General features: G+C 28.7%; 7 protein-coding genes. 2 read left to right on the top strand and 5 right to left on the bottom strand.

Annotated features, from left to right (window positions below; all coding sequences use genetic code 11):
- Position 1 precedes the first annotated feature (1 nt).
- The gene (gene acnB, locus HACICURV3402_RS01775; protein ID WP_157992636.1) at positions 2 to 2602 is read left to right on the top strand and encodes a bifunctional aconitate hydratase 2/2-methylisocitrate dehydratase; all 2601 of its coding nucleotides are present in this window, start codon (positions 2 to 4) and stop codon (positions 2600 to 2602) included.
- A 1075-nt stretch (positions 2603 to 3677) separates the two neighbouring features.
- On the opposite strand, the gene queF is transcribed toward acnB, so the two are convergent.
- Both queF and bamD read right to left on the bottom strand, forming a co-directional pair.
- A complete protein-coding gene (gene queF / locus HACICURV3402_RS01770; protein WP_157992635.1) occupies positions 3678 to 4529 on the bottom strand; it encodes an NADPH-dependent 7-cyano-7-deazaguanine reductase QueF in 852 nt (283 codons plus the stop codon).
- 1351 nt (positions 4530 to 5880) lie between these two features.
- On the bottom strand, positions 5881 to 6594 hold the full coding sequence (gene bamD / locus HACICURV3402_RS01765; RefSeq protein WP_157992634.1) for an outer membrane protein assembly factor BamD: 714 nt from the start codon (positions 6592 to 6594) through the stop codon (positions 5881 to 5883).
- A gap of 134 nt (positions 6595 to 6728) precedes the next feature.
- Here bamD and rluD point away from each other — a divergent pair, with 134 nt between their 5' ends.
- Complete coding sequence (gene rluD / locus HACICURV3402_RS01760) at positions 6729 to 7706, top strand: 23S rRNA pseudouridine(1911/1915/1917) synthase RluD (RefSeq protein ID WP_157992633.1); 978 nt, start codon at positions 6729 to 6731, stop codon at positions 7704 to 7706.
- Positions 7707 to 9809: 2103 nt separating this feature from the next.
- Here rluD and fabA read toward each other — a convergent pair.
- The 3 genes from fabA to HACICURV3402_RS01745 form a co-directional block, all read right to left on the bottom strand.
- Positions 9810 to 10328, bottom strand: coding sequence for a bifunctional 3-hydroxydecanoyl-ACP dehydratase/trans-2-decenoyl-ACP isomerase (fabA, locus tag HACICURV3402_RS01755; protein WP_157992632.1), 519 nt, complete (start codon positions 10326 to 10328; stop codon positions 9810 to 9812).
- Positions 10329 to 11222: 894 nt separating this feature from the next.
- Positions 11223 to 12995, bottom strand: coding sequence for an AAA family ATPase (locus tag HACICURV3402_RS01750; RefSeq protein WP_157992631.1), 1773 nt, complete (start codon positions 12993 to 12995; stop codon positions 11223 to 11225).
- Positions 12996 to 13643: 648 nt separating this feature from the next.
- Positions 13644 to 13958 carry a BolA family protein gene (locus tag HACICURV3402_RS01745; RefSeq protein WP_157992630.1) on the bottom strand — a complete coding sequence of 105 codons (315 nt, stop codon included), beginning with the start codon at positions 13956 to 13958 and terminating at the stop codon, positions 13644 to 13646.
- Between the last annotated feature and the right edge of the window lie 942 nt (positions 13959 to 14900).

Here is a 14900-nt window from a genome sequence, read left to right as displayed (position 1 = left end):
TGTGCTAAAAGAATACCGCAAGCATGTTGCAGAGCGCGCTGTTAACGGAGTCGTTCCTAAGGCCTTGGATTCCAAACAAATAGCTCAAGTAGTAGAATTACTACAATCGCCCCCCAAAGGGGAAGAGAATTTTCTCTTAGATTTGTTCACTTATCAAGTACCTCCAGGTGTTGATGAAGCAGCATATCTTAAAGCTTCTTTCCTCTTTTCTGTTGTTAAAGGTGAAGCTAAGTCACCGTTAATTAATCCTGAAAAAGCAGTTAAATTATTGGGTACCATGCAGGGAGGTTATAATGTTGATGCCCTTCTCTATGCACTTGATGATAATAAATTAGCTTCTCTTGCATCTAAGGCCCTTTCTCACACATTATTAATGTTTGATCGATTCTATGACGTTGAAGAAAAAGGAAAAAAAGATCATCTACATGCTAAAAATATTATACAGTCTTGGGCTAATTGCGAGTGGTTCTTTAGTCAACCGCAAGTCCAGGAGAAGATTACTGTTACAGTCTTTAAAGTAACTGGCGAGAGTAATACTGATGACTTATCTCCAGCTCCGGATGCATGGTCCCGTCCTGATATTCCGCTCCATGCCCTAACAATGCTTAAATATCCTCGTCAAGGTATTATACCGGATAAGGAAGGACACATAGGTCCCATACAACAGATTAAAATGTTACAAAAGAAAGGTTTTCCTGTAGCTTATGTTGGTGATATTATTGGTACTGGTTCATCACGCAAATCAGCTGCAAATTCACTTTTATGGTTACTGGGAGAAACAATTCCATACATCCCGAACAAGAAGAGAGGTGGTGTATGCTTAGGTGGGAAAATTGCCCCTATTTTTTTTAATACTATGGAAGATGCAGGTGCATTACCCATTGAAGTTGATGTTTCAAGAATACACATGGGTAATGTTATTGATATTTACCCATACCGTGGTGAAATTCGTGATCATGACACAAATCTACTTCTGTCTCGCTTTAAGCTAAAAAATCAAGATTTATTGAATGAAGTGCGTGCAGGTGGGCGTATTCCATTAATTATTGGTCGTTCTTTGACAAAAAAGGCTCAAAAGTCTTCATGTTTATCAATTAGTAGAATTGTGCAACCAGAACATAACCCAATAGTAAGAACAGATGGTTTTTCTTTAGCGCAAAAAATAGTTGGCCGCGCTTGTGGACTTAAAGGAATCCTGCCAGGTACTTACTGTGAGCCTGTGATTAGCTCGGTAGGATCCCAAGATACTACCGGACCTATGACCCGGGATGAATTAAAAGATTTAGCATGTCTTAAATTTTCTGCAGATTTAGTATTACAGTCTTTTTGTCATACTGCAGCGTATCCAAAGCCTATAGATCTAATCACACACAAGAATTTGCCTGATTTTATCATAGATCGTGGTGGAATTTCTTTACATCCAGGGGATGGAATTATTCATAGCTGGTTAAATCGGATGCTTCTACCAGATACGGTAGGGACTGGAGGCGATTCTCATACTCGATTTCCTATCGGGATTTCATTTCCAGCTGGATCTGGTTTAGTGGCTTTTGCCTCTGCTACAGGAGTGATGCCTCTTAATATGCCAGAGTCCGTTTTAGTAAATTTTACAGGTACAATTCAATCGGGCATTACTTTGCGTGATATAGTACACGCAATTCCATTATATGCCATTAAATTAGGTCTTTTAACTATTGAAAAACAAAATAAAAAGAATATCTTTTCAGGTCGAATTCTAGAAATCCAAGGCTTATCTAACTTAAAGGTAGAACAGGCTTTTGAGTTGTCAGATGCTTCTGCTGAACGGTCTGCAGCTGGATGTGTTATTGATTTAAGCCAAGATTCAATTATTGAGTATCTTGAATCTAATGTAACATTATTAAAATGGATGATTTTAGAAGGTTATAGAGATTCTAAGACTATTAAGCGACGTATTGAGAAAATGGAAAAATGGTTATTACACCCTTATCTATTAAAAGCAGATAATAATGCTCAATATTCTGCAGTAATTAATATTAATTTAGATGAGATTACAGAACCTATATTATGTGCACCTAACGATCCGGATAATGTCTGCTTTTTATCTGAAGTGGAGAATACAAGAATTGATGAGGTATTCATTGGTTCCTGTATGACAAATATTAGTCATTTTCGCGTAGCAGCAGAGTTATTAAAAAACTGGCAAAAGGATTCCCTACCAACACGTTTATGGATAGCGCCACCGACTAAAATGGATGTAGAGCAGCTAAAAGAAGAAGGTTACTATAGCATTTTTATCAACAAAGGTGCCCGTATGGAGATGCCAGGATGTTCTTTATGCATGGGTAATCAAGCACGTGTATCAAATGGTGCGACTGTTCTTTCAACTTCCACTCGAAACTTTCCTAATCGTCTCGGAACCAGTGCCAATGTGTTTTTAGCATCTTCTGAATTATCTGCTATAGCATCTTTGTTAGGAAGATTGCCTAGCTGTATTGAGTATAAGGAATTTATGAAACAAGTCACTGATTTTTCTTTGAAAAACTATAATTTTTTAAATTTTAATCAATTATGTAAGAATGACAATAAAAACTTAAAAGTCATTTTTCAAACTCAGATATAAATTAGTCTAATTTTATAGCTACAAATAGAAAAATTATTTTCTATGAAGGACTAAAGCAGATTAGATGTAATTTAGTTTTCTGTGATCTAGTGAGTAATAAGTCAATTAATGTAATTATTAATTGACTAAATTGATCTTATTGTCTTTCTATATTTTAAGAAAATATAATTAGCAATTTTCATAATCAATGGTTTTGTGTAAATTAAAATGAAGCGTTTAAATACTTTTATATTAAAGATTATTTGGTGATAATTAATTTTTTTTGAGCACGGGGTTTCAATAAACCTATAGAAAGATTGGTTGTATGATATTACGCATTAATAAATTCTTTAGTGATATGTTTTCGATAACTTAATCAAAAAATGTTTTATATTAGTAAACAAGAACTAAATATAAGATCTATATATTTTTTTGTATTCTTGTACTGAATATGTTTATTTAGATCAAAGGAACAATGTTTACTTATTCATTTTTAAAATTACAAATTTTATAATCTATAAAAATTGATACATTATTTTAATATGTCTTAGTAGAACATTAAGCTATATCTACTTTTTATTAGAGTTCTGGGGAATATCAATAGATATCGCGTGAGAACTACGTTCTTAAGGGTTACATAGTAATGTATATTATTTATTGTGATTTATTAGACATACTATCTTTATCTTCTAAGACTTATTAGTAAATGAAGGTAACGAAGCCTAATACAGAATTTAGGCAATATTATAAATATACAAAAAAATAATAAATGATGCTTTTTACAGAATACTATGCATGTGTAAGAATATTCTTACATTAGAAGAGAAGAATGGCACTCAGATATTATGTAAGTTGGATATCTGTAAATACTATAAAAATGTATAATGACATTGAGAGAAAATATGGTAGCAAGTATATTAATATAAATAATAAATTTAGAAAAAAGATTCAATTATTAGGAAATTTCAATTGATTTTACAAATCAAGAAACAAGATTATGCAAAATAAAAATTTGCATCTTAGTTAGTTTGAATATAACTCATCTAATATCAATAATGATTGTAAAATCATTTTTAACTCTATCTAATATAGAGTTCTACTGACGTGCTAGGCGAGATAAAGCTGGAACATAATTCATATTACTGCGCCAGACGTTGATTTCTAATCCACCACGACGGGTATAACGAGCATACACGCTCAGAATCTCTGGGTTGCAATAACGCAATATGTCATAAAAAATTCTCTCTACACAATGCTCATGGAACTCATTATGCTGTCGATATGAAATTAAATAGCGAAGTAATGATTCATGATTGATTTGTGGTCCGCGATAGCTAATTTGTATTGCTCCCCAATCAGGTTGTTGGGTAATTAAGCAGTTAGATTTTAGCAGGTTACTTATTAATTTTTCTTCGACAACACACTGATTAGTAGAATTTAGCAAATAATCAGAATGCAATGTATACTTATCTATTACTATATCTTGATTATCTATACAAGTTCCATCTAAGTATCCAATAGATTGCCCTTCTATATCCTGTATATAGAATAATCTGACTCTAACCAAGCCGATTACACATTGATTTAAGTCGAATTCAATAGTTTGGCATACCTCATTAACATCGGTAAATTTTGTTTGGTTAAAACTGTTTAGATATAGTTTAAAGCTTTTAGATTCAATTAGGTTTATATTCTTAGCATTAAATACCACTTCTCCAATAGCAATTTGGGGTAAACCTTGGTTATTTAGCCAAGATAGTTCATATAACATCCAAAGATCTTCGCCATAACATGGCGTATTGTATGAGCTGATGTCTAAAACATCACGATGTAATTGTCTCGGAATGGGATACAAGAGTGTAGGATCATAGGTAGTGTGGTATGGTGTTTTTTGGCCCAGAACAAAATTATAAATAGAATGGATATCATTATTAATAGGTTTAGACATCGTTTCTCCTTAGAATAAGGATATTATATTTATGGCAGACGATTTTAATATATTTTATTCTATGGTATCTATATATTATGATTGTTCATATGAAATATAATTTATTTTAGCTTTAGATAGAGGAATCATAGATTAAAGTAAGAAGAAGTATATATTAAAATATATAATATTTAAATTTTTAGTTATTTTAATCTTATTGCCTATTCAGGAATTTTTTGTATAATCTAGCAAATAACGGCTAGATTTATATAGAAGAATTGATAGATGTATATCGTTACATTGATAGTGATTCTTAATCGTATAGATGAGATATCGTATATTTAAATAGATTAAAATATGAGATACTTTCTAAGATTATACGTTGAATAAATAATATATTTATATTTCTAATACATAATAACCGTCCTAATTACTTATAAAAATAATTCCATAAAATGGAATCCATTTTCTTACCTTTTTATAACATAGAAAGGATGAGGTCAACGCTATTAAGATTATTAATGATCACAAGATTTAATAGAATATTAATTATATCAACTGATAATGTATTTTATAAATACATTATACTGATGAATATTAATAGAGGAAAAGAATACTTAATACATATATCCCGTATTTTTTTAAATAACGTTATTTTCATAAAAAATAATTTATTCAATAACTTTAAATTTATTTTTTTTGAATAATATTATCAATCGATAGTAACTGAAGAAATTATAGCCATCTCGAATATAATTTGATCTTATTAAAGATAATTATAGGACGTAATTTTAGAAATAGATATAAAATGACAGACAACTTTATAATATAAAGACAATTCTTATTCTACAATGTACAATTTTTTCTTATTTTTAGGAATAAATCCATTTTCTGAGTTGTTACTAAGATAATTAAATTCTTCAGAAAGATTACTCAATTTAATTTCATAATAAAGGTAAATAGCTATTATATTTTTGAAAATATTAAAGAAGTTATAAAATGAAAAGAGATCGGTCAGATCTTTAAATTAAGGAAATTTACTAGATAATAAGGCAAGCAAAAGGAAGTATGTGTATATTACAAAATAGAAACTGTTTTGAGGCATTATTAAAATAGATAAATTACCATATTACAATTTACAAACATTGATTTATCTAGCGTCTTAACTAATTCAACTGAATTTTGATTCACATTTTGTCTGTTGTGGCTATGTTATAATAATGATATAATTTCAGTTAATTTTTTATTTTTTAATATCAATAGATTGTCCTAATCTAAGGTTTAGTAGATACATTAGATTATTTTTTTCATAACTTAAACGATATTTTTTTGATTTTAGTATTATGTCAATCTATTTAAGTAGAATCAGTAGTCATTCTTTTTCTTCTTGATAAGTTTTTATCGGTAGTTTTAATTTACGACATGCATTCTCCATTAAAGGCAAGGCTTTATGTATGGCTTTTGTATTAGGATAATCTCTTAAGATGCTTTTAACACGATTAATTACTGCTACATAGGCTTTTCTTTGAGAATAAAATTCGGCTACAGATAGTTCATATTGCGCCTGACGCTCTCTTAGATAAGAGAGGTGTTTTTTTGTTTCTGTAGCATAGGTACTCTGTGGATAGTTTTGCAGAAGTTGTTTGAAATCTTGTAAAGCATTCTTGGTATAAATTAAGTCTCTATCGGAACGATTTATTCCCATAAAATCTTGTAAAAAATTTTTATCTCGTGCCATATTGGTTAGACCGCGTATATATATTACGTAATCAATGTTTTTATGATCTGGATTTGCTCGTATAAAGCGATCAATTAGTTCTAGCGCCATAGAAAAATTATCATTTTTATAATATGCATATATTAAATCAATTTGTGCTTGCTGGATATACGGACCAGATGGATAACGGTTACAAAATGTTTCTAATTTTTTAATAGTTAATTGTGCATTGCTATTATGAAGCATATTTCCTGAATTATTATAAATATAGGAAGGTGGTTGTTCAGATTGTGTATCTACAGATCCGGAGCATCCGGTTACCGCTAAGCTTAGGATAGCAGTGGCCATTAAGTATTTTATTTTTATCATAGTTGCTGTTTTATCCTCAGATTAATGTTATAACTACACTATTAAGTTTGTATGGTAGTGAAATTCTAATTTTTTTATTATATTATATCGAATTATTATGATAATCCAATGCGAATAAAAGAAGCTATTGATTTATGTCTGATAAAATAGAACTTAATGCTAGTGTACCTTTAGATCCAATTAAAAATCGTTTAGATCAGATATTGGTGGAATTATTTCCTATATATTCACGCTCCATTTTAAAAAAATGGATTCTTTGTCGATGCGTAACTGTTAATGGCGTTGTTGTTAATATAGCTAAAAACAAAATACTTGGTGGTGAAAAAATATGTATTAACGTAGAAATAAAAAAGATAGATCCTTGGGAAGCAAAAGAGATTCCACTGCATATCGTATATGAAGATCAACATATACTGGTTATTGATAAACAGTCAAATCTAGTAGTACATCCTGGTGCGGGTCATAATCATGATACCGTATTAAATGCTTTGATACATTATTTTCCAGCTATTAAAGAGGTCCCGAGGGCTGGTATAGTGCATCGTTTAGATAAAGATACTACTGGTCTCATGGTCGTCGCTAAAACCCCTCTTGCACATGCTCATCTGGTAAAGGCTTTACAAGAACGTAAAATTACTCGTGAGTATGAAGCGATTGTTATAGGTCGTATGATTGCAGGCGGAATGGTTAATAGTCCAATTTCTCGTCATCCTACTAAACGGACTCATATGGCAATTAATCATTTTGGAAAACCTGCTATAACTTATTATCGTATTTTAAAAAAATTTCGTTCTCACACCTGGCTAAAATTACAACTTTATACTGGTCGTACGCACCAAATTAGAGTGCATATGGCACATATTCATCATCCTCTGGTAGGTGATCCTATATATGGCGGTCGTCCGCGTCTTCCTAAGGGTGCCTCAGAATCTTTTATTTCTACTCTTTATTCGTTTAAGCGTCAAGCCTTACACGCAAGCACGTTGTGTCTTGAACACCCTATCTTTGGTGTACAGATGAAGTGGAATTCAAAATTACCGAAAGATATAGCGAAGCTTTTAAGCTCTTTAGAAACAGATGCGAAGGTTTATAAGGAATTATTAGATTATTAATACCTATGAGTTATTAACAGAAAAACTATGCATAAGAAGTGTTTTAAGTCTAAAAATACAATACTTTTAAATCGTAGTTATGTTTTCTAATAGTTTAGAAATTAGTGAAAAATAATTAATTACTGGTTATATTTAATGATTGAGAATTATTTCTTTCTAAAATTATTAATTGATGTAAAAGATTATAATAGTTATATAACAAACTATCATAACTTATAGTTGTTAACCGAAATAATATTCTTTTGATATTACCTTATCACATCTAATATATATTAAGATAATACTGAATATTTTGATATAGAGTAAACTATCATAATGATAATTATGATCTTAAATTCCCTATTGTATATGACATGAAGAATAAAAATCAATTGCTTAGTGGATAAAGAAAGAAACTTATGAAGTTAATGTTAATAATATCTATTAAAGTATTTAAATAATACAGAATGTTATATTTATTTTTTAGTGAGACAGTATCAAAGTTGAGTCTTTGAGAAAGAATAGGATTCTGAACATGCTTGCATAAAGATTATAATCTTCATGACTATTCACTTTTTAAAAATTTTTAATTTGATTTAAATTGAGATTTGCACGGAAAGTCATTCCTAAAATAGATAGCATTAGATTTGAGTTAAGCTTTCATTTATGTTAGATTAAAAGTATATTTCTATGATTTAATAACGTCATTAATCATCTTTTTATTTAATCTATATTTTTTAAAAAATGACTATTTGATCTTGATTTTTTAAGAAAATTACAATCTATATTGTAGAATATATTACTTATAGAATAATGCTCAGTTCATTAAAAATTTATTAATCTTATGGTTTTTAAATTTAATTACTACAGTCTTATTATTTTTTATTTTTTATTTTTAAAGTAATTGAAATTTCAGATTATAGAAATATAGATGGTTACCTATAAATAAAAGATAAGTAAGAGAATTATTTTTGCAAACCAATATTCTATAATAAGTAGGTATCTAATTTTTTTATTTAAAATATTAAAATGATATTTTTAAATAATGTGACAAATTTTCTCAGTAACTATTAGATGATTCATATTATTATAATATGAATCATCACTACAATAATGTGTAATTAGATCTTATATTTATAGATGATAAACATTTATGATCATTTTTATTTATTTCATAAAATCTTTTAGATATGTAATCTAATTAAAAATATAAAAATTCATAGTTTTCTCTATATATATATCTTATAGTCCTGAAAGGGTTATGAATGTATAACAGAAAGATTTCTTCAAGTTGCATGGTTCATATAAATGAACTTATATTCATATGAATATAAATAAATAGACTCACCATGTAGGATGTGTAGTATTATGTATCTACCATACTAAGATACTGTATCTTACAAAAAATTTTTCATTCTTCTAGTATACTAGATTAAGAAAATATACTTTTATATAAAAGTATTTTAGATCAAGCTTTGTTTGCATTCTTAACTAAGTTTTTAGTACAAAGATTAGTAATCTGATTTTATGGTAAAACAATTATTTATAATAAGATATAATATATGTATAAAATTGTTTACTTATAGTCACAAGATTGAGATTATTTAATATAATATTGAGATTATTTAATATAATTGAGATTATTTAATATAATATTGAGATTATTTAATATAATATTGTATAAGTTTAGAAGTCGGATGAAGGGTTCTTTTAAAGATGTCATTATATATAATAATGTGATATCACTATCATAACTGTAATTTTGGTGCATACAACTGCAAATGATTTTATTTTGTTGGGAGTTTAAATATTCACACGGTTTCTTTAGGTAAGATTATATTTACTATATATTTTAAGTTTAGAGAAATAATGTCAGTACATCCCATAAACTTATAAGGGTATAATTACTGCATGATCATGATATCATATTTTCTATATGTATATTCATGAAAATGATATTAATACTCGTATTCATTTTAATCATGTGTTATGCGCATAGTAAAACATTATTTATAATATTTAATTTTTCCTAAGAACATCAAGAAATGCATTGAACTTAGTATTAAAATCATTCAATCAGCATATAGTAAAACTATCAATAAATTTAATTAAATATAGCAATAATTAAAATGGTGAGGTATTTTTAAAAAGTCCTACTTTTAGATCGTTAGCTGTATAAATAACTTGATCATCTACTAAAACTTCACCATCTGCTATCCCCATGATTAATTTACGATTAATTACTCGCTTAATATGAATTTTATAAGAAACCCTATGAGAAATGGTTAGTACTTGTCCTGAAAACTTGACTTCTCCAACCCCTAAAGCACGGCCTTTACCCTTTCCCCCTACCCATCCGAGATAAAAACCAACTAGCTGCCACATAGCATCAAGGCCTAAACAACCTGGCATAACTGGATCACCAATAAAATGACAAGAGAAGAACCATAGATCAGGTCGTATGTCTAGCTCCGCTTCAACAAATCCTTTATTATATTTCCCATTGATTTCTGTGATACAAACCACACGATCCATCATTAACATATTACCAGATGGTAATGGTGGACCTTCAGATCCAAATAATTCACCGCGACTTGAGGCAAGTAAATCCTCTTTGGTATAAAACGAACATTTTTCTAGCATATTCTCGAGCGACCTTAATGATGATCCAATTAATAAGAATTCATATAATATAAGTTATAATATGATGTAAGCTAAGTGATATATGTACGTTCATTGCACACCATCTTTTAATATGCATCAGAAATTTAAATATCAAACCTACAGTCTGAAGGTTTTTATTAGATCGGTTTTTGATTAGATTCTGAAAAAGAATAATCATTTTTTAATATTGTTTAAGTACTTTCTTTTTACCTTTGTTAGGAATTTCTAATTCATCAGATTGTTTTAATTAGATAAGTTCAGTATCTTTAATTAAAGAAAAATGTAAAATTAGATGTTTACTAACTAGTAACACGTATTTTGCATCTTAATTTTTAGCTATTTAATGATTACGCTATAGATTTTAAATGGTCTAGCATAGGTTCAAATAAAACATCTTTCATGATTTTTAATTTCAAGAGGATCAATTGATTATTTTGTTAACTTATGTTAATGGGCGTGTTATGCATATTGACCTTGTGTTTAAATAAATAACGAATATCATTTTTTATCTATCTATAAAGTTGTTTTAACTCCAGATTTAATACTTTTCTCAACATCCATATTAAGACTAATTAGTAATTATTGTATATTGTATAATATATGTTCTCTGGAGGTTCTCCAGGAATCTGTTCTGCATGCCAATGATGATCTAGTTATTCAGAATATATAGCTATGTATTTCATGATACATTAATATCTATTTAATTCTCTTAACCTTAAACAGAGAAGATTAACTAAACAATATAATTTAGTTTTTATATTAATCCTTGTTGATTGCATTTTGATCAAGTATGCAGTTGTTCTTTGATAAAAATCATATATTTATCATAAAACGTATTATTCTTTAATTCTGTAATAAGACATATTTGATGCCTTATTTTAACCACTTAAACCAACGTAAAAGTGACATGTATTCTCTTGTGTTATATTGGGAAGACTTTGTAATACGATCTTGAATAGATCTCAATAAACACGGTTTACCGTTTTTCTTCCACTCTATCCCAGTTAAAAGAATTAGAGCTTCATCGATAGTAGATACTGACCATATAGAAAATTTACCATTTCGCACAGCATTAATAACTTCTTGATGTAATGACAGGTTTTGTATGTTAGAAGAAGGAATTATTACTCCCTGAGTTCCATTTAGAGTTCTTTTTCTGCAAAGTCGGAAAAAACCTTCAATTTTCTCATTTACTTTTCCTATAGATTGCACCTGGCCTAGTTGATCAATGGATCCTGTTACTGCAATCTTTTGATTAATTGGTTTTAATGCCAACGCGCTTATCAGTGCGCATAAAGACGCTAATGATGCACTATCTCCATCAATTTCTTCATATGATTGTTCAAAGACTAAAGAAGAAGAAAATGGCATAGTATGATCTAATTTTAGCTCTGTCATAAGCCATGATTCTAGAATCATTATACCTTTAGCATGAAGATTACCAGCTAATTCTACCTGACGTTCTACATCCGTCAACCCTCTATCTCCAAAATGGACTATACAACTAATACGTGTAGGTTCACCAAAAATACGAGGATGACCTGGGCATTCTATCACCGATAGAGCATTGATTTGTCCAATTTTTTCACCATCTGTTTCAATATGAATTTGGTTATGTACAATATCATGAAGCATTTTTTCTAACAAAAACCCTTCTCTCCATAAACGAGTATTCAGGGCGTTTGTAAGATCTTCTCCTTTGATTATCGCATCCTGACAATACAACTCAGACTCTTGTAACTGATATCTGATCCATTCTAAATTTAGAGGTAATATTTTATGATCCCCAGTCCAGCGTACGGCTTCTTGAATCAAAATTGGCCAAAAATCAGGAGAAAGAACAGGACAAGTGAGACTATCTGCAATTTTTTGGACCCATCTTTTCCAGTTAATAAATGCTATATCATCTGATAAATAAATATTATTTTCAAATTCAGAATATAGTGACGCATATGTTAACTCAGGATCTATGTGTTCAAATTCAGCTAGTGCGTCTTCTTCTCCAACTAAAATAAGTCGAAAATGCATTGGTATAGAAGGGATTTCTACAGGAAGTGATCGGGTATGATCAAGCGTATTCCATTCATATCGCTGATTAACTAGTATTTTTTTAAGTCGTCTCCACATGAATGGTTGTTCTAATAAGGTGCGAAGAGAAAGAATCAGTACCCCGCCATTAGATTGATGCACCAAACCTGGTGACAGGGATATTTCAGAGTGATGAATGCGAACACACCCAAACAGTGCCTCGTTCTCAATCCAACCTGCCTGATAAATTCGTTCGTCATTTACAATATGAGTATTTTGGGATGGTGTTGCTTCCCCACCCGGCCAGTTATTAACTTTTTCATAATATTCTTCATAGAATCTAGATGGTTTTGTTTTCTTTTGATTTATAATAGAAATTAGCATTTTTTTAAAAAAAGTTAGATAAGCGGAGTTATCAGGGCTTTTAATTCTTATTAATGGTACTTGAGCTTTGGTTTTTAAGAAAAGACTTAGTCCATTATAGAGGCGGGCTTGCACAGTACAAAAAACATCTGAGTTTATAACTATTTTTTTCATAGCCAGATGCTCAAAATGTTCCGTATCAGGTTGTAGGGATTTCCAATTTAATAAATAATTATGCAAGGTGATTTTATACATTGAAATAAAATAAAATTATATGTTTTTAGAAATTATATATGATTTATTAAAATTTGATATAGATCTACTTTATTAAATGATATAAAAAATATCTTAAATCTTTTCTATCGTACCTTAATTCTATTTATATTTAATCTAAGGCATTATTATTTTGATGCTAATAAGTATGTATAGGAAGTTTTTCTATAAAAATATAAGGTATTATCTTGTTTTATCAGAATATAAATTTAGATATCTTGTGCTCTCGAAATAAGGTAAATTCGTAATTAATTTATAAAATGTCAACACCATATCATAGAAGTTTCAATAAATATTAATACGAGATATGTGGATGCATTATCAAATTTTTACGACATCTCTATTATACCCATCCACTATAAGTTTCGAGCATATAAATAACATTTATAACTTTAAGAATGATTTTAATTTAACGAAATATTATTCATGGATCAATTATTGATATATTATTTTTTATGTGTACCAACAAGTAATGTGATTGATCAAAATTATTATGTCTGTAAGAATTAAATGTGATTATTATAATTAAGATTGTAAGATATATTAATTTTTTTAGTAATACTTACTATTCAGTAGAATATTTTTATATTCTGTAGATATAGAACATTTATTGTAAAACTACTTTATACTTTATGATTTATAGTTTAAGCATTTAGGATTTTCGTAGATCAAATGAATATTGTTAATATTATTCCACTCTATTAGAGTGTAGGCTTTCAGAGATAAAGAATGAATGCTGTTTTTTATCTCTAATGCGAGAACAGAATAAATAGCCCGATGTCGTTCAATACGATGTTTGTTATTAAAAATATGACTAACTATAATCACTTTAAAATGACTCCCTGAATCTGAATAATTCTGGTGATAATGGTTTTCATTTTTTATTAAAAGATAGAAAGGATTGAATTCTGCATATAATTTAGTTTCTATAGTTTTATAGGTCATTTTGAGATATGTTTGAGATGTTAAGATATGTTTGAGATATAGATAATATGTTTTTTTATTTGGATTTTGTCATCAACAAAATAAATATCTGTATATTTCAAATAAATATTTACTGATATTCGATAAAATATCGAAACTAGATTGTTTCTATAATATTAAAACTATTGTAAATTATTAGTATAATTCTCCAATCTATACAAATAATATAACAATGGTCTAGATAATACAGAAAAACACTATTGATATAAATCATATTAATTGGGTTTTTTTAGAGGATTTTATACTACATAAATTATCATAATAATCAAAGTAATATCTAAATATTTTATAAGATAAACAGAAATATAATATTCAAATCTCTTTATACTTAGGATATATGCCTCTCTGTACAGAGAGGCATATATAACTATATAATGAATATTAGAAGATACTTTTTCTGTGATTAATAATCCTAATTGTTTATGTAAAAAAAATGAGTTATTACATGGGTAGAAATTTAGAAAAGGAAGAAACAACTTTTAGTAAAATAACACCATCATTATCTTATATTGGTCTAATATTTGATGTAGAGATTATATTAAAATTGATGATTATTCTTAATAGATGATGATGAGACATAGTTTGATGCAAAATGATTATTGTAACTTATTTCGCTAAATATCTTCATATCATGAAATGTTAAATGTAACTATAACTCAGTACAGTATGTTTTAAGTTTATATAGTGAAGAATTTCTTATACAGGAGGTTATCAACATATCTTTTAATTATCTATTTGCAGCAATGATTTAGACAATCTACGACCAAGTTATTTATATATTTGAGAGGATGATAACCTCTTTCCGCGTTGAGTGACTCAATAAATATACTTTACCTGAGTTCTAGTTTATAGACTAAAATTGATATGTGATTAATGAGTTAAGAATAAATACATCCTTTTTTA

The sequence above is a fragment of the Candidatus Erwinia haradaeae genome (assembly GCF_900698925.1).
GTDB classification, from domain to species: Bacteria; Pseudomonadota; Gammaproteobacteria; order Enterobacterales; family Enterobacteriaceae; genus Erwinia_E; species Erwinia_E haradaeae_I.
Note: the sequence above shows the minus strand (reverse complement) of the source record. Positions and strands in the feature narration are given on the sequence as shown.